This is a genomic window from Cryobacterium sp. Hh7, assembly GCF_004403155.1.
Lineage (GTDB): Bacteria > Actinomycetota > Actinomycetes > Actinomycetales > Microbacteriaceae > Cryobacterium > Cryobacterium levicorallinum.
Genome location: NZ_SOHG01000010.1, coordinates 1 through 17,856, shown reverse-complemented (window position 1 = coordinate 17,856; position 17,856 = coordinate 1). Strand labels below are relative to the sequence as shown.

39 protein-coding genes and 2 tRNA genes are annotated in these 17,856 nt (G+C 59.9%); 2 read left to right on the top strand and 39 right to left on the bottom strand.

The window, feature by feature from the left end:
* Positions 1-84: 84 nt before the first annotated feature.
* The 37 genes from E3T43_RS01220 to E3T43_RS01065 form a co-directional block, all read right to left on the bottom strand.
* Complete coding sequence (locus E3T43_RS01220; RefSeq protein ID WP_134471032.1) at positions 85-1,368, bottom strand: hypothetical protein; 1,284 nt, start codon at positions 1,366-1,368, stop codon at positions 85-87.
* Positions 1,369-1,650: 282 nt separating this feature from the next.
* Positions 1,651-1,722 (bottom strand) — tRNA-Trp (locus E3T43_RS01215).
* Positions 1,723-2,150: 428 nt separating this feature from the next.
* Positions 2,151-2,792 (bottom strand): hypothetical protein, encoded by a 642-nt coding sequence (locus tag E3T43_RS01210; RefSeq protein ID WP_134471031.1) that lies wholly within the window; start codon positions 2,790-2,792, stop codon positions 2,151-2,153.
* The gene (locus E3T43_RS01205) at positions 2,789-3,007 is read right to left on the bottom strand and encodes a hypothetical protein (RefSeq protein WP_134471030.1); all 219 of its coding nucleotides are present in this window, start codon (positions 3,005-3,007) and stop codon (positions 2,789-2,791) included. The genes E3T43_RS01210 and E3T43_RS01205 overlap by 4 nt, the downstream gene beginning before the upstream one ends.
* Positions 3,004-3,213, bottom strand: a complete 210-nt coding sequence (locus E3T43_RS01200) for a hypothetical protein (RefSeq protein ID WP_134471029.1) — start codon at positions 3,211-3,213, stop codon at positions 3,004-3,006. Before E3T43_RS01200 ends, E3T43_RS01205 begins: the two co-directional genes overlap by 4 nt.
* A 133-nt stretch (positions 3,214-3,346) precedes the next feature.
* The gene (locus E3T43_RS01195) at positions 3,347-3,565 is read right to left on the bottom strand and encodes a hypothetical protein (RefSeq protein WP_134471028.1); all 219 of its coding nucleotides are present in this window, start codon (positions 3,563-3,565) and stop codon (positions 3,347-3,349) included.
* Positions 3,562-3,954 (bottom strand): hypothetical protein, encoded by a 393-nt coding sequence (locus tag E3T43_RS01190; RefSeq protein WP_134471027.1) that lies wholly within the window; start codon positions 3,952-3,954, stop codon positions 3,562-3,564. Before E3T43_RS01190 ends, E3T43_RS01195 begins: the two co-directional genes overlap by 4 nt.
* Positions 3,954-4,127: a hypothetical protein gene (locus E3T43_RS18610; protein WP_166791203.1), complete on the bottom strand. Its 174-nt coding sequence runs from the start codon at positions 4,125-4,127 to the stop codon at positions 3,954-3,956. The genes E3T43_RS01190 and E3T43_RS18610 overlap by 1 nt, the downstream gene beginning before the upstream one ends.
* A 75-nt stretch (positions 4,128-4,202) precedes the next feature.
* On the bottom strand, positions 4,203-4,670 hold the full coding sequence (locus E3T43_RS01185; protein ID WP_134471026.1) for a single-stranded DNA-binding protein: 468 nt from the start codon (positions 4,668-4,670) through the stop codon (positions 4,203-4,205).
* Positions 4,671-4,673: 3 nt separating this feature from the next.
* Positions 4,674-4,958: a glutaredoxin domain-containing protein gene (locus E3T43_RS01180; protein ID WP_134471025.1), complete on the bottom strand. Its 285-nt coding sequence runs from the start codon at positions 4,956-4,958 to the stop codon at positions 4,674-4,676.
* The gene (locus E3T43_RS01175; RefSeq protein ID WP_134471024.1) at positions 4,955-5,134 is read right to left on the bottom strand and encodes a hypothetical protein; all 180 of its coding nucleotides are present in this window, start codon (positions 5,132-5,134) and stop codon (positions 4,955-4,957) included. The genes E3T43_RS01180 and E3T43_RS01175 overlap by 4 nt, the downstream gene beginning before the upstream one ends.
* A 129-nt stretch (positions 5,135-5,263) precedes the next feature.
* Positions 5,264-5,698, bottom strand: a complete 435-nt coding sequence (locus E3T43_RS01170; RefSeq protein WP_134471023.1) for a hypothetical protein — start codon at positions 5,696-5,698, stop codon at positions 5,264-5,266.
* Positions 5,695-5,967: a hypothetical protein gene (locus tag E3T43_RS01165; protein WP_134471022.1), complete on the bottom strand. Its 273-nt coding sequence runs from the start codon at positions 5,965-5,967 to the stop codon at positions 5,695-5,697. The genes E3T43_RS01170 and E3T43_RS01165 overlap by 4 nt, the downstream gene beginning before the upstream one ends.
* The gene (locus tag E3T43_RS01160; protein WP_134471021.1) at positions 5,964-6,779 is read right to left on the bottom strand and encodes a hypothetical protein; all 816 of its coding nucleotides are present in this window, start codon (positions 6,777-6,779) and stop codon (positions 5,964-5,966) included. Before E3T43_RS01160 ends, E3T43_RS01165 begins: the two co-directional genes overlap by 4 nt.
* Positions 6,780-6,798: 19 nt before the next feature.
* Positions 6,799-6,975 carry a hypothetical protein gene (locus E3T43_RS18605; RefSeq protein WP_166791202.1) on the bottom strand — a complete coding sequence of 59 codons (177 nt, stop codon included), beginning with the start codon at positions 6,973-6,975 and terminating at the stop codon, positions 6,799-6,801.
* Positions 6,972-7,427 carry a RusA family crossover junction endodeoxyribonuclease gene (locus tag E3T43_RS01155; protein WP_166791201.1) on the bottom strand — a complete coding sequence of 152 codons (456 nt, stop codon included), beginning with the start codon at positions 7,425-7,427 and terminating at the stop codon, positions 6,972-6,974. The genes E3T43_RS18605 and E3T43_RS01155 overlap by 4 nt, the downstream gene beginning before the upstream one ends.
* Positions 7,424-8,011 (bottom strand): hypothetical protein, encoded by a 588-nt coding sequence (locus E3T43_RS18600; RefSeq protein ID WP_166791200.1) that lies wholly within the window; start codon positions 8,009-8,011, stop codon positions 7,424-7,426. Before E3T43_RS18600 ends, E3T43_RS01155 begins: the two co-directional genes overlap by 4 nt.
* The gene (locus E3T43_RS01150) at positions 8,008-8,208 is read right to left on the bottom strand and encodes a hypothetical protein (RefSeq protein WP_134471019.1); all 201 of its coding nucleotides are present in this window, start codon (positions 8,206-8,208) and stop codon (positions 8,008-8,010) included. Before E3T43_RS01150 ends, E3T43_RS18600 begins: the two co-directional genes overlap by 4 nt.
* 100 nt (positions 8,209-8,308) lie before the next feature.
* Entirely contained in the window at positions 8,309-8,572 is a 264-nt protein-coding gene (locus E3T43_RS01145) for a hypothetical protein (RefSeq protein ID WP_134471018.1), read from the bottom strand.
* Positions 8,569-9,153 carry a hypothetical protein gene (locus E3T43_RS01140; protein WP_134471017.1) on the bottom strand — a complete coding sequence of 195 codons (585 nt, stop codon included), beginning with the start codon at positions 9,151-9,153 and terminating at the stop codon, positions 8,569-8,571. Before E3T43_RS01140 ends, E3T43_RS01145 begins: the two co-directional genes overlap by 4 nt.
* Before the next feature lie 172 nt (positions 9,154-9,325).
* Positions 9,326-10,078 (bottom strand): lambda exonuclease family protein, encoded by a 753-nt coding sequence (locus tag E3T43_RS01135; protein ID WP_134471016.1) that lies wholly within the window; start codon positions 10,076-10,078, stop codon positions 9,326-9,328.
* Positions 10,075-10,302, bottom strand: a complete 228-nt coding sequence (locus E3T43_RS01130) for a hypothetical protein (RefSeq protein ID WP_134471015.1) — start codon at positions 10,300-10,302, stop codon at positions 10,075-10,077. Before E3T43_RS01130 ends, E3T43_RS01135 begins: the two co-directional genes overlap by 4 nt.
* Positions 10,299-10,553: a hypothetical protein gene (locus E3T43_RS01125; protein ID WP_134471014.1), complete on the bottom strand. Its 255-nt coding sequence runs from the start codon at positions 10,551-10,553 to the stop codon at positions 10,299-10,301. Before E3T43_RS01125 ends, E3T43_RS01130 begins: the two co-directional genes overlap by 4 nt.
* Positions 10,550-10,684 carry a hypothetical protein gene (locus E3T43_RS19450; RefSeq protein WP_255454160.1) on the bottom strand — a complete coding sequence of 45 codons (135 nt, stop codon included), beginning with the start codon at positions 10,682-10,684 and terminating at the stop codon, positions 10,550-10,552. The genes E3T43_RS01125 and E3T43_RS19450 overlap by 4 nt, the downstream gene beginning before the upstream one ends.
* Positions 10,681-11,115, bottom strand: a complete 435-nt coding sequence (locus E3T43_RS01120; protein WP_134471013.1) for a hypothetical protein — start codon at positions 11,113-11,115, stop codon at positions 10,681-10,683. Before E3T43_RS01120 ends, E3T43_RS19450 begins: the two co-directional genes overlap by 4 nt.
* A complete protein-coding gene (locus tag E3T43_RS18595) occupies positions 11,112-11,270 on the bottom strand; it encodes a hypothetical protein (protein WP_166791199.1) in 159 nt (52 codons plus the stop codon). The genes E3T43_RS01120 and E3T43_RS18595 overlap by 4 nt, the downstream gene beginning before the upstream one ends.
* A complete protein-coding gene (locus E3T43_RS01115; RefSeq protein ID WP_134471012.1) occupies positions 11,267-11,461 on the bottom strand; it encodes a hypothetical protein in 195 nt (64 codons plus the stop codon). Before E3T43_RS01115 ends, E3T43_RS18595 begins: the two co-directional genes overlap by 4 nt.
* A complete protein-coding gene (locus E3T43_RS01110) occupies positions 11,461-11,808 on the bottom strand; it encodes a hypothetical protein (RefSeq protein ID WP_134471011.1) in 348 nt (115 codons plus the stop codon). Before E3T43_RS01110 ends, E3T43_RS01115 begins: the two co-directional genes overlap by 1 nt.
* Positions 11,805-12,089, bottom strand: a complete 285-nt coding sequence (locus E3T43_RS01105; RefSeq protein ID WP_134471010.1) for a hypothetical protein — start codon at positions 12,087-12,089, stop codon at positions 11,805-11,807. Before E3T43_RS01105 ends, E3T43_RS01110 begins: the two co-directional genes overlap by 4 nt.
* Positions 12,062-12,289 (bottom strand): hypothetical protein, encoded by a 228-nt coding sequence (locus E3T43_RS01100; protein WP_134471009.1) that lies wholly within the window; start codon positions 12,287-12,289, stop codon positions 12,062-12,064. The genes E3T43_RS01105 and E3T43_RS01100 overlap by 28 nt, the downstream gene beginning before the upstream one ends.
* Entirely contained in the window at positions 12,286-12,483 is a 198-nt protein-coding gene (locus E3T43_RS01095; protein WP_134471008.1) for a hypothetical protein, read from the bottom strand. The genes E3T43_RS01100 and E3T43_RS01095 overlap by 4 nt, the downstream gene beginning before the upstream one ends.
* Positions 12,480-12,782 carry a hypothetical protein gene (locus E3T43_RS01090; RefSeq protein ID WP_134471007.1) on the bottom strand — a complete coding sequence of 101 codons (303 nt, stop codon included), beginning with the start codon at positions 12,780-12,782 and terminating at the stop codon, positions 12,480-12,482. The genes E3T43_RS01095 and E3T43_RS01090 overlap by 4 nt, the downstream gene beginning before the upstream one ends.
* Positions 12,783-12,954: 172 nt before the next feature.
* On the bottom strand, positions 12,955-13,275 hold the full coding sequence (locus E3T43_RS01085; RefSeq protein ID WP_134471006.1) for a hypothetical protein: 321 nt from the start codon (positions 13,273-13,275) through the stop codon (positions 12,955-12,957).
* A 7-nt stretch (positions 13,276-13,282) separates the two neighbouring features.
* Positions 13,283-13,714, bottom strand: a complete 432-nt coding sequence (locus E3T43_RS01080; protein ID WP_134471005.1) for a hypothetical protein — start codon at positions 13,712-13,714, stop codon at positions 13,283-13,285.
* Between the two features lie 352 nt (positions 13,715-14,066).
* A complete protein-coding gene (locus tag E3T43_RS01075) occupies positions 14,067-14,810 on the bottom strand; it encodes a phage regulatory protein/antirepressor Ant (protein WP_134471004.1) in 744 nt (247 codons plus the stop codon).
* Entirely contained in the window at positions 14,807-15,013 is a 207-nt protein-coding gene (locus tag E3T43_RS01070) for a hypothetical protein (protein ID WP_134471003.1), read from the bottom strand. Before E3T43_RS01070 ends, E3T43_RS01075 begins: the two co-directional genes overlap by 4 nt.
* Positions 15,010-15,246, bottom strand: coding sequence for an XRE family transcriptional regulator (locus E3T43_RS01065; protein WP_134471002.1), 237 nt, complete (start codon positions 15,244-15,246; stop codon positions 15,010-15,012). The genes E3T43_RS01070 and E3T43_RS01065 overlap by 4 nt, the downstream gene beginning before the upstream one ends.
* 96 nt (positions 15,247-15,342) lie before the next feature.
* On the opposite strand from E3T43_RS01065, the gene E3T43_RS01060 reads away from it, so the two are divergent.
* Entirely contained in the window at positions 15,343-15,636 is a 294-nt protein-coding gene (locus E3T43_RS01060; RefSeq protein ID WP_134471001.1) for a helix-turn-helix transcriptional regulator, read from the top strand.
* A gap of 309 nt (positions 15,637-15,945) precedes the next feature.
* Here E3T43_RS01060 and E3T43_RS01055 read toward each other — a convergent pair whose 3' ends face one another.
* Both E3T43_RS01055 and E3T43_RS19445 read right to left on the bottom strand, forming a co-directional pair.
* Positions 15,946-17,304, bottom strand: coding sequence for a tyrosine-type recombinase/integrase (locus E3T43_RS01055; RefSeq protein ID WP_134471000.1), 1,359 nt, complete (start codon positions 17,302-17,304; stop codon positions 15,946-15,948).
* Entirely contained in the window at positions 17,301-17,423 is a 123-nt protein-coding gene (locus tag E3T43_RS19445; RefSeq protein WP_255454159.1) for a hypothetical protein, read from the bottom strand. Before E3T43_RS19445 ends, E3T43_RS01055 begins: the two co-directional genes overlap by 4 nt.
* A gap of 306 nt (positions 17,424-17,729) precedes the next feature.
* Here E3T43_RS19445 and E3T43_RS18590 point away from each other — a divergent pair.
* Positions 17,730-17,807, top strand: a tRNA-Thr gene (locus E3T43_RS18590).
* Positions 17,808-17,856: the final 49 nt, after the last annotated feature.

Here is a 17,856-nt window from a genome sequence, read left to right as displayed (position 1 = left end):
GCCCTTGCTCATGCGACCCCTATCACTAGTGAACCATTTTCGTCAAGCGACGAAAATGGTGTCCCTCATTTGGTTGATTGGGCTCTACAGAACCGTGAGCGACCCGAGGTCGAAACCGTTATCGTCAATGCGAAACACGAGCAACCCTGGGTCCGAATCGTCGCCTGACTTGTTCCGCCACCAGGACGAACCGTTGTCGAGCGTCGGTGCCTGCAGGTGCCACTTAGCTCGCCCTGTCTCAGCGTCACGGCCAGAAGGTCGGATGCGGAGATTGTGGTAATGACCCGTTAAAAGAATGTGAGCTCGTGCGAGTGGTTGTCCGCCGTGTTGCTGTGCTGACCACCACTGCACCATTTGAGCTTCTGCTGATTGGTGACCGTGATGCAGGCCAATGATCGTGCCGCGAACGTCGAACGTCAGCGATTCATTCCACTCTTCGGGGAAGTGGTGGGTAACCGGCAGCCCAGTGTCCGAGGCGCGTTCAGCGAGCCGCTTGTGGACGTGTATGCCCCAGTCGTCGGTGGGCTTTCCGAGGATGCTCTTGCCGGATCTCCATGCGCCGTGATTGCTCGGCACAACGAGGGAATCAACGGGGCCGAACTTAGCAAGCAGCGTCTCGAACTTCCACCGCTCAACGGCGTACATGTCGACCTGATCAGGAAAGGACAGATCGTTGAGGTGCGCCTGAGATGCGACATTCTCGAAAGATTCGGTGCCATCGCCGACATCGGCAAGAACGTAGCGCGAACTGTTCCCAGCTTCGAGGTACGCGGCGAGTGCTGCACGCTTCTCAGTGAGCCGTTGGATTAGTTCGGGGGTGCCGCCGCGTGAATCGCGTTTACCTATCTGAGGATCCGCGAATACGACAATGGTTGTTGACGCGCCTGTGCGAGGCTTGTGTGGCTTGTGAGTGGTGCGTGCTGCCTCAGCGTAGAGTGCCGGCAAGTCGAGTTGTGCCGCAGCCTTCCGCGTAAAGCTGGCCCGATACGAGAACAGATTCACGACATCGCGCGACCCATCCTCGAGCGCCTTCGACTGCTGCCAGGTACCCATGCGAACGGTATCGCCGACAACCTCGAACGATGCCGGGTCAAGGTTGAACCGGGTAAAGATGTCAGCCCAGTCGGTGATCGGGTCTTTGGTCTGTACGTCGATGAATTCGCCGCCGTCAGAGTGCAGCTCGAGGCGACCCGACAGCGCGTCAGGGTCGGTCTTCTCAACCTTCGCGATCTGCCGTTCAAGGTCGAGCCGTGCGCGTTGGGCGTTCACGGTCGTCTTGCTGGTGTGCCACTTTTCGGCAACTTCACGGCCGCACAGATCACTATTGTTCAGATCGGCCAGATACCGTGCATCGTCAAGCAGCGACATGCAGCCCCCAGCCTTACTTTGCACGAATAAAGCCTGATTACTAAACGAGTAGGGCCATTTGTCGCACGTCTGCGGCTTGATTACGCCAATGGCTTGACGGCCCCCGAGTGTGCATCGTAGAGAGGCTGGGAAGAATGGGGGGCATTGGGTTGCCAGCCTGTATCCCCGCTCGAATGTCGATGATTGGCGGCGGGGCCAAAGGGAGAGGTTTGCCGATCTGTCCCGGCTCTGGTCCCGGCATAAGGAACCCATTACCTTGAGCTATGCCGCTCAAGAACTACGCTGAGCCACGAGGAATCGAACCTCGGTCTGCGATTTTGGAGATCGCCGTGCTTGCCGCTGCACCATGTCCCAATGCGTCCCGATATCTACCGTCGTGACTCGCGCGTGTTCAGTTATCCGCTCGTTCGTCTTGCCGAGCCCTGAGCGTCGGGCTATGCGGCCCGTTCCATGTGGGTTCGGGTGGCAAGTGTTTGGAGGCGGTCAGGGTTCTTCACTCCTGCGCAATCCGCGCGTTTCGCAACGGCCCGCCGGATCGTTTTATCTCACGCCGGAGATCCGAACCGGCTACAGGCGGGGAAACCTGGTGAGGTGGTCCGGTCATCACTCGCCCGATGTGGCCTATGACAAGGCGAATGTGTGTCGGGGTGGACCGGAAGCTTAAATGCAAATAGCGGCCAACGTGGGGGAACGTTGACCGCTATCTGAAGAAGGCACACTACTAGAGCGCACTTAACTATATCACGACGGGGCTAGTTTGCAAGACCCAATTTGTCGGCGTGTCATCCGGCCTGTTTTTCCTCGATCTCGAACTGCAATTCGCGCACACCCCACGTCTTCGCGCACGCCCTGCACACACCCCGCGCATCATCGACCATCGTCGGGCTGTCTGGCTGATACCGGATCACCAGCGGCCGGTAGTAGCGCTCTTTCGTGGCCGGGTCCCACCATTCCGATGCACCGCATGATGGGCACGCATCGGGCAGGTCTTTTTCTTTCGGCGGGTTCAATGTCGCCTCGATCTGGAACGCCCACTTCCGCAGCTGCTTCGTGTAGAACGTGACCGTCCTTGTGCTGATGGGGTATTCCTTGAATCGGACGAACCAGTTCCGCAACGTGATCCCGACACTGGCCTTGTCGATCACTGCGCCGGCAACTCTGGCCCATTGCTGAACCTCGCTGCTGATCTGCATGAACCGCATGAGCGCGCCCGAGTCCACCAGCGAGCGTGTCGCCGGATCACTCCCGCCCGATGTGGTGCCACCCATGCTCGATCTGATCGCGTTGTCGAGCTGATCAAGTAGCGCGTCGTCCTCAACGTGCACAACCTTCGTCAGCTCGGGGCCGTTGGGATCGTCCTGGATTATCTTTCGGTGGGTTGGCTTGGTCAGCGCATCGAGCGCGTCGAGCAGGTCGGCGGTCATTCTGCACCTTCCCAGACTGGATCAGACAGCAAGTTGCTGAGCCTGTGAAAAGACTCCGCAGCCCTGCCTGCGCTCACCGACAAGCGACGAAACGCCTTCACTGTCGAGGCGAATATCTTCCCGTTGGCCCGGAGCATGTTGTGATTCTCCGGGCGGTGGCTCCATGCAATCCCGCCGAACGTCTTGCCGTGCATCTGCTGTCTGCGCTTGCTCATTCGCCTCTCCCGTCGTAACCGTTCACATTCCCTGCCATTACCTCTTCGCCTACCCACACCCGAACCCATGCCCCATTCGACGGCTCCGAGATCATCAGGTCGTCGTGCCCGGTGATGGCTTCGTGCACATCGAGGGCCAGGAGTGCGGATGTTCGCGTGCTGTGACGTTCGCGTTGCTGGCAGGTGTTGCAGATGATGTCGATCATGATTTGTGCCCTCGTTTCGTCTCTGTCTGGTTTCCAATCCATGCAAATATCGGTTTCGCGATCGGCTTGTAGAAGCCAATAACGAGTAGCCGGACCCATGCCCAGTGCAGGGTGTCGAGCGCGTCGCGGGTGGTCACTTGGCGGCCTGCACTTCGCTGAGTCGCTGCTCGATGACAGCCTTGAATCCGAGCAGCCCATGAGACGGGAACTGCGCGATCAAGTCGGTCAGCGTGTCCCGTTTCGCGGCTGCCACTACAGCGGCGATGCCAGCGTTGAACGAGGCATCTGTGTCGCCCATCTCGAGCATGAACGCATCGTCATAAATCGCTTCGTAGTCGTTCATGTCGCTCATGCCGCCTCCTGCTCTCTCTGCGCCTCTGTAGCGCTGGTACGGGTTGGTGGTGCTAGTTGTGCTGCGAGGGGCTTAGATGGCGGGGTGGGGGCTGCTGAGGCCACACGGGGCCATGCGTCTGCCGAGTCACCTGGCTTCCAACCGGGTGGGATCTCGCTCATTTCGCGTATCGGCTCTTTGACTCCGAGCGCGTTCAGGGCGGCGAGGTACTTCTGCACCTGACTGCCCATCTCCCTCATTGCACCGCCCGTCTCGTACATTTCCTTTTCGGCCTGCTTATGCTCCGAGCGGGCGAACCGATGCTCCAAGATCAGGTCGTCATGCTTTGCTCGTGCAATATCCAACTGCTCACGTAGCGCAATCACGGACGGATCTGCGTAGGTTTCCATCAGTTCCCCTCCCGCTTCATCTCTGCCCGCAAGTCGAGCCATGCCTGCGCCTGCTCCTGACTGCTGCGGTACTCCCTAGCACTCCATCGCAGCAGTGTCGTCTCGAATATCCGCTGAGTGGCGACCGCCCTGGCCTTGCGAGCCTGGCGGGTGGTGCGTATGCGTTTGCTCATGCTGTTGTCCTCAAATTCGCATAAAAAATGGCGCCTACCGAGTGGAAGGTGCCTAGGTGTTGCGGAAGGTGCGGGCTAGAACGGTGTCTCGTCGTTGAAGCTGCCCGGCGCGTTCCAAACATCGCCGCCAGTTGCCGGTGCGGTCGTCGGTGCACTCGGCTGCTGCTGGCTGCGTCCCGATTGAGCCCGCGTGATCGATGCCGTCACATATCGCAGGTCCGGCCCGATCGCGTCGATTTCCAATTCCATCGACGTTCTCTTCTCGCCCTCTTTCGTCTCGTACGACCGCTGTACAAGTCGGCCCTGAGCGATGACCCGAGTGCCCTTGGTTAGCGATCCGGCGACATGCTCGGCATAGTCGCGCCAAACGGATGCACGCAGGAATAATGCGTCGCCGTCTTTCCATTCGTTGCTTGCCTTGTCGAACGTGCGCGGGGTTGACGCGATGGTGAAGTTTGCGACTGCGAGCCCGTTTTGCGTGTACCTCAGTTCCGGATCGCTGGTCAGGTTGCCTACTACGGTGATTACTGTTTCGCCGGCCATGGTTCAGTTGCTCTTTTCAATGTTGGTCGTGCTCAGGTGTTCAGTCAGCTTGTTGGGGTTGAACCCGGACCAGTGCACTTCATCGCCGGGTGTTCCGCGTCCGACGATGATGATGGGCGCCTCCTGGTAGCCGAGTGACTTGGCTGCCTCGAGGTCTTTCTCGTTGGCGAGTAGATCCACCTCGGCAAACTCGATGTCGCGTTGTGTCAGCCACCGCTTGGTAGCAACGCATTGGCGGCAGTTGGTCTTGGTGTAGACGGTTACGGTCGTGGTCGGTTTGTTTCTCATATCGTTCTCTTTCCTTCGTTGTCTCGAATTGCTTGCACCCTCTGCAATTCCTGATAACCGAGCGACTTGCTGCCACCCGGCCTGTACGTCTGTTTCGGTTTGCGCGGTTGTTTCGGCTTGCGTGCGTTGACCGTGACCATCTCCGTGATCAGCGCGCCCACATCCGAATCAGCCATGTGCCCCCGACTCGAACGCACGCACCCTGACCGCATGGCACCGAACCATCTGCCGGTGACCTTCCCCCGTGAATGACTCGCGGGCAATCGTTGCCGGGTCAACCTGGGCGAGGAACATCTCGAAACTGTTCACAACACCCGCCCAACAGTGCCGACATCAGCCGGCACACCATCGCCCTGATCCAGTGCGAGCCGATCCGTTGCCTGCCTGCGCTCGAACTCCCGCAACGTGAACAGTGCGTCGCGGATGTCGAGGGGGAGTAGCTGTCGTGCAGGCCATGAACGATCGATGAGCCCGCGAGCCTTTGCCGATCTCACGTCCTGCTCAATCGACAATGCCGACGTGCGCCCAGTGTCGGCCGCAGCGTTCAGAATGTGCCGGACGCTGAACACCTCTTTCGCAATCGGCCCGGTGAAGTGTCCGACCGTTGCAGCCATCGCCTCGTCGTAGTCGACCTGCTCGAGCGCCATAAACCATGCCTCGGTTGTTACGCGGTCCGCGACTATGAAACGATCGAAGCCCGACGCGATGGTTAGGATCTGGGCTACTTGGGTTTTATTCATGTGGTTGCCTCGCGGATCTCGGCAGCACGAGCACGGAGGTCATTTGCGATCTGCCTGCAAGTCGAAGCATCCCGAAGATAATCGCTCGGGCCTAGCACTCGCACCGCCACCTCTTCCAGCGCCTCAGCTTTCGCAGACACAACTACAGCAGCGAGTCCGGCCGCGTGGCAGTAGTGGTCATGCATGGCGTCGCCCCCATACACCCGAGTCGCCTCCGTGTGGGCCACGTAGTAGATGCCGTCGTAGTAAATGCCGTCATAATCACTCATGCTTCAATTCCTCTCTGTGTCTGCATTTCTTCGCGGGCGAGTTGCGCCACGAAGTCGAGGTTCTGATCGGTGCGGGTCGGTTTGCGGTCGGCTTGCGGCATGGTCGGCAGTTCGTCGGTCCAGCGCTTCTGGTTCAGCCACACCCCGAGAGCCGGTGTGAACTTCTTCTCGGTGGTCGCTGCGTATGCCTGACCGAACTGGGCTATCGAGGCTGCCAACGTTTCGGCATCCTCGGTCTTGCACGCCTCAACGAATCGGGAGAGTGCTTCGTCGCGCTTGACTCGTTTGGGCCAATACGAATAGGCGTCATCGAATAGTCGCTCGGTCGCCTGCGACCCTTCCCCTGTTCCCTTTCCCCTGTTCCCTTTCCCCTGTTCCCCTGTTCCCTTTCCAGCAGGTGTTTTTCCTTGCGTTGACAAGGAATTTCCGCGCATTTCCTCCACTCCTGTAATTGCCTGATCAGGGGTGGAATTTTCATCCTCGGGTAGTGGGTTGCGTGCGTTGGCCCTACGTTCCGTTTTTTGGTGGTCATCCCATGCCGGAATGCGAAAATAACGACGACCTCCGACGATGTAGAAGTCCGTCTCGAAACTGCGCGCAACTTCCTTGCATAGCCTCTGAAATTCCGAGGTAGTGATCTGTTCGTCGTTCGGGAACGCGAAACCGAGCAGCTCACGGGGCGTCCACTCGGCCACCCCGTAGTCATCAGCCCAGTTCCACATCGCTATATATAGGAGTCGCGCCCAGGGTGACGCACTAGCCGTTGCCGGTGAGCGCCAGAACTCCGGCTTGATCGTTCTTATCCGTGCCATGGTTCACCTCCCTTCATCCTCATAAGGCCACCGCCACCAATTCGGCAACGGTTGCGTACATCTGGAACCCGTCATCGAACCGGATCGTGTATTCGCCGTGATTGCCGATCGTGACTGTCGCCTCTTGCCCGTCACGTTCGATACCGGACTTGCCGTCGATCTTGTTGGTGAAGGTGACGCGGGCGCCGACGTTCACAGCGCCACGACCGAAACATGCACACCGACCGGGTTGCCCTCGCCTGCGTACTCTTCAATAGCCAGCAACCGCACCACGCGCGCATCATCAGCGAGCAGACCGCCATCAGTGAGACCGTCGAGCATTGCCCGCGAGAGTTTGTCAATGTCAGGCTTGACTGCCGGCGTCGACCATCTCGTGCGTTTCGGTTTCGGCATAACAAACGTGAGCTCGACACTTACCGGGCAGTCGAAAGTGATGCCAATGTCAGCACGGGCGGCGACTGTGTGGCGCCACGGTTTCAGCTTGTCTTTGTTCTGGTCGGTCATCTGCACGCTCGTTGATCCGATGCGCGAGAATCCCGACTTGCTGCCCTGCTGTATGGGCACGCCGGGAATGAAGAACTCCACCGGAATGTTCTCTGGTGGAGTCTGGTAGCTCGCGGGCATCATCCCGCTATCCGTGCCGATCATGCGACCCTCCTTCGGGCGTTGCGTTCGTTCTGATACGCGCGCCGAACTTCCAGGCACGAGGGCGACTCGGGGCAGTCGGTGCAGCCTCGAACAGCGCCGATGATTGTTCCGTGAACCCATTTCGGATTCTTCGGGGCGCCGCGTGCTGAGAGCGTCCCGGCTGCTTTCCGTTGGGCGTAGCGTTCCTTCTCAAAACGGTTGCGAGCCTCCCGACATGTGCCGCCTTCCAGCCCCTCGTTCGGGCAGTTGGTCGTGCAGCCCTTTTCGGCCATGCGCTTGGTGCCATGGACGAATGGTGCAGGGATGCGGCCCATTGTCTTCGGCGCGTGAACCTTGACGGCCACGATCCGAGCCGCCCGTTTCTTCGCCGCTTTCGGAGTTTCGCGGATGATGCGTGGCTTGAGCTTCGGGGCTGCGTATTTCTCAGCGGTTGCGGTGCCTGCGTCGACTGCCTTGATGTATGCGTAGTCGCCCTGGTAGCGCGTGTGGGCTTCGGTGCAGGTCATCAGAGCCGTGCGGTGATTGAGACATTCTCCGCCGCGACAGCCGAGTGTGTAGCCGGTGGGGGTGCCGTGGAGGATCACAGCTTCTCCTCGCACACGTACCCGGTGAACCATGCAGCACCTAACGTGAAAGGAATCGCGACCATCCCGCCTATAAAGTGGGAGAAACTGCCCTCGACCAGCCCGTAGAAGATCAGACAGAGAGCGATGATGCCGAGTCCCAACGCGGCGAGTCCCGCGTAAACGGCGAGAGTCATGAACGCAAGCCGCTTGATCACGAGATCCCCGCTCGCGTGGCGAATTGCAGCAGGCGGGATGCGAGGTTGATTGCCTCGTCCGGGGTGAGGGTGGCGGCGGTGACGGTGAATGTGGGGGCCGTCATGCGGTTGCCGCTTCGATAATGGTCGTGACCGTGCGCTTCTCGTTGGTGCACTCAATCGCTTCACAGTGGCCCCAGCCAGAGGAACCGAACATGTTGCATTGTTGGTCAACGGTCATCACGCCTCGGGGCTTCACATACCCCGCCAGAATCAGCAATTCGGCAGCTTTGTGCGGCATGAACTCGGGCTTGTATGCACCCGTGTCCAGATAGAGCGAATCGTCCTCGAGCAGCGATTCCAGTTCATCCCGTGCGTCATTCACGACTGAACCCCATCCTCAGCCTGTTCGCCGGCAGAATCCCCAGCCACGGGAACCACCGTCAGTCCCTCGAGCATCGCCCGCAGCTTGCCCATCGTGTCGGCGTCGGCGTTGGCTGCGTGTGCTGCGTGACCGAGACGGTTGAGGGCTGCCGGGTCGGTGAGAGTGGCGGCTTCGAGCAGCCAGTCGCGGGGAGGTGCGGCGGCTGCCAGGGGCTGCACGGTGAAGTTCTTGCGCTTGCCCCTCGTGGCCGTGAGAGCGACGGTTAGCGGCTTGTCGATGTCGCTCATGTGGCTGATCTCAATGCCGCCCACCTTGTCGCGGCCGAACGTGATCTCGGCGTTGCGGTAGAGCGTGAGTCTATGGCCGGCGTAAGTGCCAGCCTCCTTGCCCCACGCCGTGACCATCACGCGGCGCATCGACTTCGAGGGTCGGTAAGCGCGACCGGGGAACTCGACCAGAACCACGTCGACCGGCTGTTCTGCGCTGCCTGCCTTGACCTCAGCGATGGTCACGGTTACGGGTCCGGCCATGAGGTCGTCGGCGTTTAGCTGGTCGGACTTGGGGGCGATGCTTTGTGTCATGTCCATTAGGCTTCTTTTCCTTCTTTGCTTGTGACGAGGTGTTCAAAGATCCATACGGCACCAGGGATGCTTAGTGGCGGGACGTGGCGACGCCAGACGAACCGGAGCCAGCGCCACCCTCGGTCCCGCGTCCAGACGGGGTGCCACGCAAACCAGCGGAAGTAGTTTGTGGTCATATCCCCATCTCCATTTCTTCGTAGTGGTCAATGCGTGGCGAGATCGGCTTGCCATCCGTAATCGCTCTGTAGTCGGCAATCATCACCGCGGCTTTCTCTTCGGCCGTGTCGAGTGCTTCCTTGATGACGGCCTGCCATGCGGGGTCCGGGTAGACGCGAATGACGTGCAACGGCCAGCCACCCGCGTAACTCGTGTAGTCCCACCAGTCACGCCCGAACACGAGCAGGCATGTCTGAACCTGCGCCATGTTCTCGGCGGGTACTTTGTCGGTCAGGATCGTTCGTAGGTGGATCTTCGGCTTGCGGCTTTTGATTTCGATGCCGCCGTACGAATCCACCAGGCCATCAGGTGACGCGCCCACCTTGTGCAGGCCGATCTGACGAACCGCGAACCCGACCTCATGCACTGTCTCGTACTGCGCGGAGTAGAGGTCTCGTGCGTAGGGCTCATCCAGCGTGCCCCGCTCCATGTCAGCGGTAGAGTTAATGAGCTCGACATGCTGCGTGATGCGTTCGGCGACCAGAGCCTCAATCAGCCCGCGTGAGGTCTCGTTATCGGCGACCTTGAGCGAGGGCGTGATGAGCTTGCCGATGACCGATGCCGTCAGTAGTCCGCAACGTGCAGCGATCCATTCCGGCGAGCCCTGATCGAGCTGAGGCCAGATCCTTAGGTCGGGGTCGCCGGGAACAATTGACCCCCGCTGCAAGTCGATCTCAGCGGGGGTAGTGGGTGCGTCTGTGGGGGTCATTCGGTCGCCCCCTTTGTTCCGGCGCAATCGCACGCGCACTTCTGTTTCGAGATAACCGCGCCCTTCTCGGCGCCCGCGTGTTCGAGGTCTTCCGGTCCCGCCCAGGAGTGCCACGTCACCGCGTGAAAGTGGAAGCCGTACATGCAGGACTCGCAGCGGGTGAGGGTCACGTGTCCACCGGGGAAATACTCGTGGTGTTGCAGGCTGTCATCGAACTTGCTCATAACCCCAGCCCCTTAGCTACGGCATCCCGCGTCTCAGGGCTGGGCATCCGACCCGCCTGTGTCGTCCAGGCGATGACGTTGGCGAGTCTGAGCTGCTCCGTCTGCGCGCGGGTTGCGTCGGCGAGTGCGAGGGTTGCGTGGACTTGGGCGAGCGCGAACACTTCCGAGTCATTGACCGGTGTCCAGTCGCCACCAATTCGCGCGTCGTGGTATGCGGTCAGGTCTTCTGCTACTGCTTTGTGGTCCGTCATTTCAAACTCTCTTTCACGATGCGTTCCCAGTCGATCCCGAGTGCCGCGCCGGCTGCATTGAGCACGATGGGCGCGTCGGAGAAGATGACCTGGGGGATTGTTTCGGATACGGGGAGGGGGTGCGGGGTCATTTCTTCGCCCATCGTGCGGTCAGTGCGTCGAGTCGTGCCCAGTAGGTCGGGTCGTCGGTCAGGTAGTTGCGGCGCCACTCAGTGAGGACTTCGACAGCCACTTCGGCCTCGGTGCGAATGCGGGTGTACGGCGCCCACTTTCCCTTAAGCGGATCGTCCCCTGCTTCGAACTGCCAGGGATCGCCGTCCTTGTCGAAGTACCAGCCAGGAATTGTCGGCAGCACCACAGCCGGCACCGTCTCCGTGAACACGTGCCATGCACCCGGTCGACCCAGGCTTACGATGCCGCCTGTTTCTACTAGAACCTGGTGGTCGCCCGAGTTGAGCGTCCGCAGCACTCCGACGATCTCGTTCGATCCGTTCGTGAGTTTGACGCGCGTGCCCAGCAAGTCGTTTGACCAGTAGGCCGGGGTCCATTCGATGTCGTTCATTTCAATCTCTCAATCGCGGCCATGCAGCCGATGGCAAGAGGCGTGACCATGAAGGCCAGCCCGTAGAGGATCAGCATCGGGTTTGTGACGATGCCGAGAGCGACCATGAGTAGGCCGATGGTGAAGAGGACGAGTAGCCAGTGAGTCGCGGTCATGCGATCGCATCCCAGGTCGTCACGTTCTGATGCCCGTTCCCACACGTGAACACCGCGGAATTGTCGCTGTCCACGTACACGTCCACGTCGCCGGACCAGTTGCACGCGAGGTCGAAGCCCATGAGCGTGACGGGTTCGGTGCAGTACGTGTTCAGGGTGTGTCTTGTGACAGCCTCGCCAGACGTAGCCATTAGGCGGTCCCGTTGATTGCGCGGGCGAGGGCGAGTGACAAAGTATTCGGCGTTCCAACCTGCCCAATGCTGATGCGCGCTGAGTTAAGGATCGCCAGTTGCGTGTCGATGGTGCTGTGCAGGGTGACGATCAGTTCACAGTCGGACTTGCGCGATCCCGTACCGTAGCCATCGCGACCTTCACTGGCACGAGCAACGCCGGTAATGGTGGGAAAATCCGCACCGCTTATGCCCCAGTGTTGACCATTGGGTACGGCAGTTTGAGCGGCCCAAGGCGCTCGCGTGCTTGCATCCCTAAGCGCGCTCAGCTTTACAATCGCCGCCTGAATCTCGTCAACGGCGCTCATGCGACTAGTCCGAGCATCCGCATAATCGCGGTGTCCTTCTGGAAGAACAGCGTGACCCGTTTCGTCTGCTCCGGTGTGTACACGCTCAGTTCGGCGTGCTGGTAAATGGCTGGATTCGGCGCTGTAGTCCGCCCGGTTTCATGCCGGTAGCACGTCTGGCAGATACCAGCACGTCGCATCCGCACTGTGCCCGGATAGTCGACGGCCAGATCCTTGAATCCGCGCAACGGTCGGTCGCATACTCGGCAGGCGTTCATGCGAGGCACGTCCAGTTGCGCCATGAGAACAACTCGAAGGCGACCGATTCACTCGGTCCGCGCAGATTGTCGCTGAGCGTCTTAGCTCTGATCTCATACGTGCCGATGTGGGTGATCTCAATGGACACTTCGCCATGCTTCGTATTGCTGGCGAGCCGTGACCCGACCACGAGGCCATTTGCGCGACACGTTGCCGCTGAGGTGGATTCGATCTTGATGCTCATGAGATCCACCGCGCGATCAAGGCAGTACCCACGACGATGCCAGCCCAACCGAGGCAGGCGATCAGGAATACCAGCGACCACACCTCGAGCTCGTGCAGGTGATTGCGTCGGGCAATGCGTCGGTGCCGGTCGGATTCGAGGATGCGTGAACCGTGGGTGGGTTCGGGTGGGTACGGGGCGGGAGGTTTCGTCATGCGATACTCCAAATCTGTGTGCGTCGGTTGAATGGTGTGCGGCCGAAGTCGCCGGTGAACTTCACGAGGCCCTGCAGTTCGAGCTCTTTGCGTGCTGTGCGGATGCGTTGCGGGGTGGCACGTACTGCGACTTCCTTGTAGAAGTACGCAGTTAGGTGAGCGGCGACCAGTTGGTCGTCTGTCTGCGGTTCCTTTGCCAGATGAACGAGCACCCAGCGTTGAAGGGATGACAGGTTGTCTTCGGTGGTCGACTCGTCTGCCTCGTGTGAGGTCTGCGGGTCGCGGGTTCTGGTCGTCATGAGTGGCGACCTCTCAGGCCGCGTTCTGCGCGGTTCAATTCGTCCACGGCGGCCAAGTATTCGCTTGCCACCGATTCGTTCGTTCTTTCGGCTACGTGCTTGCCGGTATTCTGATTGGGCATGTTGTTTCCTTTCGTGGCCCGTCTGTTCATGCAGGCGGGCTTCTTTTCGGTTAGTGCTTCTGGCGCCGCTTCTTTACTCGCAGGCGGGCGTCGTCAAGGTTGGGATCTTCACGGCCTTCGATGGCTCCGTATTGGCCATCGGCAACCCGCCCGGATGGTTTCGCCCAAAGAACCGTTGTCACGGTCGGCATTCCCTCAGGGCTGATGCGCATGCATACCGTGATTCGGCCGCGAGTCAGCCAGCGTGATTCGGTGCGAATGTTGTAGTGGTCATCGCGAGGTCTAGCAATCGCGTCGAGGATCTCGGATGCGTCCACGGCCATATCGACCGCGCGGGATAAAGCGTGATGCGACATGGCGAAAGTGGCCATGAGGGGGCTAGATCGCCGTCTCGGTGACTTCAGCGACGGCGATGTCGAATCCGTACCCGTAATAGAACGGGTTTCCGCAGCTCCAACCGACGCTGAGTTCGAGCACATCTCCAAGATCTGCGTAAACGTGCCACTTAGTGAAGCCCTCTGTGGTGCCGACCCCCGTAATGACGTGTTCGATCTTGTCGGCGTTGAGCAGGAATGATTCGAGCTCCGTAAACGCGCAGCAGTCGCCACCGTCCGCTAGGGAAACCGTCTTGCCGTTGTCGAGCGTGATCAGGAAACCCTCGGTGGTCCCGCGCCACCTCTCAGGCACCTGCGCCCTTTCGGCCGATACGATGCGATGGCCGACGACAGCTTCACGCAGCGCCTTGACGTTCTCTGGCATGGTGCCATCGTCATCGTCTTCGCCCAGCGGATCTTCTGGATATTCGATCATGATGATCTCCTTTATCTTTTGGTTTGCAGTTTTTATTCGTCAGGATTTGCGCGACGCTCAGGACTCACACCCGAGACAGTCCCTCGAAGGGCACGCCGCCGACTGGGTTATGCGGGCCAGTCCCCGTTTGTGCGGCCTCTCACGCCGCTCTCTCCGCTATGCGAAGGCGTCAACCAGCCGTGCAGCGTCTTAGCTGTCGGGGTGGCTCTCTGTGGAGTTGTCAATGTGCGGGCTCCCCCTCCTACGCAGGGCCTATTACGGCGTCACGCGGCCAGGGGAATGTGGTGCAGTTGCCGGCATGCGGGCACGCCGGCGGATTCCCCTTAGAGCGAGGGGAAAGAATGAAGGGGTGTTACGGGGTGAGAATCAGCGCGCCCAACCGGACACGCAACCGCTCGAGCCCCTTGACGGTGACGCGAACCTGAGGCGGGTCTAGAACGACCTCGCCCGTCTTGGGGTGGAAATGCTTTATCGGCTTTTCGGTGAGGTAGCCCGAATCCACAGCCGACTGGTACGCCTTCCAACTGCCGTGACTGCCTCGAAGAATCCAGCCGAGGTCGGCGATCTGTCCGAAGAGTCGTTGACGGCCCGTTTCGATACCAGCACGAGCCAGGATCTTGGCCGCGTCAGCAACCTCGTAGTCACCGGATGCTGAGGCGAGTTCGTCCCAGGCTGTCGCCGAGGGGGTCAGGGCCGCGACCGCAGTCTCAGCGGTTACTGCTCGACGTTCCGAGTCGATCGCCATCGTGAGGATTTCGAGGCGGGATAGTTCAGCCGGGGCGGGTGCTATTTGGTGTGCCATGTCGAAGAATGAACGAACGAGGGCTTTCTTGAATGCTCGAACTAGCTCTGTGTTTCTCTGGAAGGTCATCAGTAGAGTTGCCTGCTGCTCGTTCAGGAGAGCGACACGCACCGGAGCGTTGTTGTAACCAGGTCGCGTTTCAAACGCGACCTGCCCGAAGTCTTCGAAGTCGGAACGATTGGTGTCGATTAGCTCCAGCACATTCTTATGCTGGACGCCGGACCCATCAGCGATGGTCTGGGACGAGATGACGAGATTGCCGCAGTAAGCGAAGATGTCGAGGGCGGTCATCATGCGACCGGCTTATCGTAGGGGAGCGCGTCGAACCATGCGACGAGATCCGCGTGCTTGACGAGACGCTTGGCGCCGGCCCAGTGAACGGTCAGGTCGCCGCGCGTGATCGCCTCTTTGATCGGGTATACCGAGAGGCCAACAGCCCTTCCCGCGCCCTCAACTGAGTAGCCGATCGGGATGTGTGCTGTAGGGATGAAACTCATGATTCTGCGTCCGTGCGGGAGATAAACTCGACCAGCGGGACCTTGAGGAAGGAGCAGACGGCGGCAAGCTCATCTAGGTCGAAAGCTTTGCCGCCGCCAGATAGGCGTCTTCTCAGTGTTTTTACGGTAATGCGAGCAGCTTCTGCAACTGCATCGTTTGGAATGTCTTGACGTGCTATCTCGGCGCGAAGCTCGGAGTTGACCCGGCTTCTTCTGTCTGTGTGGATTCCCATATAAGAACCTTATCCCTAAATAGGAATCTGTCAACTCCTTTTGGGCATTAATTCCCCAGGATTGCCCTGGGCACCCAAAAAGGGCATAATGCGGGGATGGCTAAAGGGACAAAACCAACACCAGGACCGCTCACTCAAGAGGTGTCCAGCATCCTGCGTGCCGAGATGGCACGCCACCGCATCCTGCAAGGGCAGCTAGCAGCAGCAACGGGCATATCGACAACGCAATTGTCGGAGATACTCAATGGCAAGAAGAATATAGACATCCAGCAGCTCGACGCATTGTGCTGGTCGCTAGGGCTAGATTTCACGGCGGTCATCAGGGACGCCGAGCAGCAGAGTGAGGCGCGTCATCTGGCCGCTGACTGGACCGCCACGCCGCTTACGTAGCCAGCCAGAGCGGCGTGGACTCGATCCACGTTTGTATATCCGCACCGAGCATCACTGGCTCATCATTGATCCGGTGCGCTATCAGGTTCCCCGACCTGACCGCGCGCGCAATATCTTGCTTTCGGACGCCGGCAGCTTCGGCGGCGTCGTTGATTCCATATCCAATTCTGTGCACTGTGTTTCCCCACGGCTCAACGCTCAAGGTCATTCTTGGGCGTTGAAATGACACTACGGCTCGCCCACGACACTGGGTTGCGGTCTGTCCTCATTAATGAGGACACGAACCGAGATTAATACACATATTCGCCCCTATTCTGGGGGTAATTCAAGAAATGGCAGCAGCGCGGAGATGGCCGTCATGCCGTCGCTGATCTGCTGATCATCGACATCGGTGTAGTGCTCAACCATTGCGGCAGACCCGTGCCCGAGGATTCGCATCCGCGCGCTCATCGGAACTTTCGCCTTCTGCAAAAGTGACGCGGTCGTGTGGCGTGCGTCGTGCAGACGGGCGTCAGGAACCCCAGCGCGGGCCAGCACGGCGTGCCACGCGGCATTGTCGCGGCTCGGGTCCAGCGGCGCGCCATCGAGGGGGAGCGGGCGCCCATGCCGGTCCATTTTCGGGTCGGCGGTCCAGACGAGCCCATGCGGGTTGGGCTCGTCTGCGCCTTCCTTGACCCGCTGAGCAATGATCGACAGCAGCGGTTCGACTAGGGGGATGATGCGCCAGCCTGCGGAGGACTTCGGCCGCGACATCCACAGTCCGCCCGTGACGTGTCGGTGCTCCCAGTCAGCCGGCGAGTCAAGCTTGCGCTTGGGGCAGTCCGTCCCGCGCTTCTTGCCGCAGTTATCATCCATGCCGACAACCCGACAGCCGTGCATCCATGTGAGGCGTTGCAACTGCCAGGACAGGTCAAGCCACAGTCCAGTGTTGCCATTGTCATCGGTTCGCTCTACGATCCGGTTGAGCTCAAGGCCGATCAGTTCACCCTGTCGGGCTCCGGTCAGAAGCGCTGCAGCCCAGCGTGACCCGAGCCGATCCGCTGGCGTGGCACCGTCCGGGGCTGTAAGCACCGTCCTGAGCACTTGAATGCCGTGAGCGGCTGTGAGGATGGTGAGCGTCGTTGCTCGCTTCCTCGGCGGCTTGGTGAGCGTTGCCACGTTCTTGGCAATGCGTCCCTCGCGCACGGCGTCAGTCAGCGACGCGGTGAGTACGTTGTGGGCGTATAGGGCCGTGGTCGAAGCTAGACCCTTACCCGTGATGTCGGAGGCCAACTGGCGAACATGTGCGGTGCTGAGCTGGTCCAGTCGCTTTGAACCGATCGACGGGATTATGTGCTTGGTAATCGTGGATCGGTAGTTGGCCGCGGTCTTCGGGCGTGCGTTCTTCGTCACGAACTCGCGGAACCAATACTCGAGCCACTTCTCAACGCTCTCGCCCGACGTGGAGATGTCGCCGTTGAGATCCAGGAGGCGGCGCTGTTTCAGCAGTTCCGCCTCAACCAACCCCTTCGTCTTGCGCTGCACAGTCTTGCGACGGCGAATTCCATTGAGGGGTGGCAGGTCGATCGAGGCGCGCCAGAACTGCACCGGCTGGTCGAGATCGGCGGGGACGCGGAACACTGTCCCCGTCTTCTTGGCGCGCTTGTTCGGACCCTTGGGCGGTGTCACGCTCGGATCTTCTCGAGTTCGCCGGCGAGGGTGAGACTCGGGTCGGCCTCAACCCTCGCGGCGATCTCTCGGAACTGTGCCCGCGTCATCGGGACTGCGGGCGGTGCTTTGCTGATCATGGTTACTCAATTCCGCAGGATCTCCTGCTGTGTGGTCTTCTGTCGTGGCACGTCCATTCCGCCTCAGATAGCGCTCCGAGGGCTAGGGATCTTCTGCGCACAAAGACGCGGGTAGTAGACTTCATGATGTTCCTCTCTTGTCGATTGCTTGAGTGGAGCTGAAGCCAGACGGTGTGAAGACCTTCTGGCTTCTTCTTTTTTCGGGTGCATTCAGAGACTAGCGCAGGTCAAGCCATTGTCAAGCCATTGACCCTACGAATTAGCCGGTATTGGTGGGTTTTCAAACCGACACATCCGTGTAATTACGCGGTTTTACTGGGTTGTAGCACTACTTGCATCTCACTCGTAATGAGAAGGTCGTCAGTTCGATTCTGACAGGCGGCTCCGCATGAATAGAGGGATCGGGGCCTACGGGCCTCGGTCCCATTCTTGT

Coding starts and splice junctions, on each gene's coding strand:
- E3T43_RS01220 (WP_134471032.1), bottom strand. CDS start 1,368: ATGTCGCTGCTTGACGATGCACGGTATCTGGCCGATCTGAACAATAGT.
- E3T43_RS01210 (WP_134471031.1), bottom strand. CDS start 2,792: ATGACCGCCGACCTGCTCGACGCGCTCGATGCGCTGACCAAGCCAACC.
- E3T43_RS01205 (WP_134471030.1), bottom strand. CDS start 3,007: ATGAGCAAGCGCAGACAGCAGATGCACGGCAAGACGTTCGGCGGGATT.
- E3T43_RS01200 (WP_134471029.1), bottom strand. CDS start 3,213: ATGATCGACATCATCTGCAACACCTGCCAGCAACGCGAACGTCACAGC.
- E3T43_RS01195 (WP_134471028.1), bottom strand. CDS start 3,565: ATGAGCGACATGAACGACTACGAAGCGATTTATGACGATGCGTTCATG.
- E3T43_RS01190 (WP_134471027.1), bottom strand. CDS start 3,954: ATGGAAACCTACGCAGATCCGTCCGTGATTGCGCTACGTGAGCAGTTG.
- E3T43_RS18610 (WP_166791203.1), bottom strand. CDS start 4,127: ATGAGCAAACGCATACGCACCACCCGCCAGGCTCGCAAGGCCAGGGCG.
- E3T43_RS01185 (WP_134471026.1), bottom strand. CDS start 4,670: ATGGCCGGCGAAACAGTAATCACCGTAGTAGGCAACCTGACCAGCGAT.
- E3T43_RS01180 (WP_134471025.1), bottom strand. CDS start 4,958: ATGAGAAACAAACCGACCACGACCGTAACCGTCTACACCAAGACCAAC.
- E3T43_RS01175 (WP_134471024.1), bottom strand. CDS start 5,134: ATGGCTGATTCGGATGTGGGCGCGCTGATCACGGAGATGGTCACGGTC.
- E3T43_RS01170 (WP_134471023.1), bottom strand. CDS start 5,698: ATGAATAAAACCCAAGTAGCCCAGATCCTAACCATCGCGTCGGGCTTC.
- E3T43_RS01165 (WP_134471022.1), bottom strand. CDS start 5,967: ATGAGTGATTATGACGGCATTTACTACGACGGCATCTACTACGTGGCC.
- E3T43_RS01160 (WP_134471021.1), bottom strand. CDS start 6,779: ATGGCACGGATAAGAACGATCAAGCCGGAGTTCTGGCGCTCACCGGCA.
- E3T43_RS01155 (WP_166791201.1), bottom strand. CDS start 7,427: ATGATCGGCACGGATAGCGGGATGATGCCCGCGAGCTACCAGACTCCA.
- E3T43_RS01140 (WP_134471017.1), bottom strand. CDS start 9,153: ATGACACAAAGCATCGCCCCCAAGTCCGACCAGCTAAACGCCGACGAC.
- E3T43_RS01135 (WP_134471016.1), bottom strand. CDS start 10,078: ATGACCCCCACAGACGCACCCACTACCCCCGCTGAGATCGACTTGCAG.
- E3T43_RS01130 (WP_134471015.1), bottom strand. CDS start 10,302: ATGAGCAAGTTCGATGACAGCCTGCAACACCACGAGTATTTCCCCGGT.
- E3T43_RS01125 (WP_134471014.1), bottom strand. CDS start 10,553: ATGACGGACCACAAAGCAGTAGCAGAAGACCTGACCGCATACCACGAC.
- E3T43_RS19450 (WP_255454160.1), bottom strand. CDS start 10,684: ATGACCCCGCACCCCCTCCCCGTATCCGAAACAATCCCCCAGGTCATC.
- E3T43_RS01120 (WP_134471013.1), bottom strand. CDS start 11,115: ATGAACGACATCGAATGGACCCCGGCCTACTGGTCAAACGACTTGCTG.
- E3T43_RS18595 (WP_166791199.1), bottom strand. CDS start 11,270: ATGACCGCGACTCACTGGCTACTCGTCCTCTTCACCATCGGCCTACTC.
- E3T43_RS01115 (WP_134471012.1), bottom strand. CDS start 11,461: ATGGCTACGTCTGGCGAGGCTGTCACAAGACACACCCTGAACACGTAC.
- E3T43_RS01110 (WP_134471011.1), bottom strand. CDS start 11,808: ATGAGCGCCGTTGACGAGATTCAGGCGGCGATTGTAAAGCTGAGCGCG.
- E3T43_RS01105 (WP_134471010.1), bottom strand. CDS start 12,089: ATGGCGCAACTGGACGTGCCTCGCATGAACGCCTGCCGAGTATGCGAC.
- E3T43_RS01100 (WP_134471009.1), bottom strand. CDS start 12,289: ATGAGCATCAAGATCGAATCCACCTCAGCGGCAACGTGTCGCGCAAAT.
- E3T43_RS01095 (WP_134471008.1), bottom strand. CDS start 12,483: ATGACGAAACCTCCCGCCCCGTACCCACCCGAACCCACCCACGGTTCA.
- E3T43_RS01090 (WP_134471007.1), bottom strand. CDS start 12,782: ATGACGACCAGAACCCGCGACCCGCAGACCTCACACGAGGCAGACGAG.
- E3T43_RS01085 (WP_134471006.1), bottom strand. CDS start 13,275: ATGGCCACTTTCGCCATGTCGCATCACGCTTTATCCCGCGCGGTCGAT.
- E3T43_RS01080 (WP_134471005.1), bottom strand. CDS start 13,714: ATGATCGAATATCCAGAAGATCCGCTGGGCGAAGACGATGACGATGGC.
- E3T43_RS01075 (WP_134471004.1), bottom strand. CDS start 14,810: ATGATGACCGCCCTCGACATCTTCGCTTACTGCGGCAATCTCGTCATC.
- E3T43_RS01070 (WP_134471003.1), bottom strand. CDS start 15,013: ATGAGTTTCATCCCTACAGCACACATCCCGATCGGCTACTCAGTTGAG.
- E3T43_RS01065 (WP_134471002.1), bottom strand. CDS start 15,246: ATGGGAATCCACACAGACAGAAGAAGCCGGGTCAACTCCGAGCTTCGC.
- E3T43_RS01060 (WP_134471001.1), top strand. CDS start 15,343: ATGGCTAAAGGGACAAAACCAACACCAGGACCGCTCACTCAAGAGGTG.
- E3T43_RS19445 (WP_255454159.1), bottom strand. CDS start 17,423: ATGATCAGCAAAGCACCGCCCGCAGTCCCGATGACGCGGGCACAGTTC.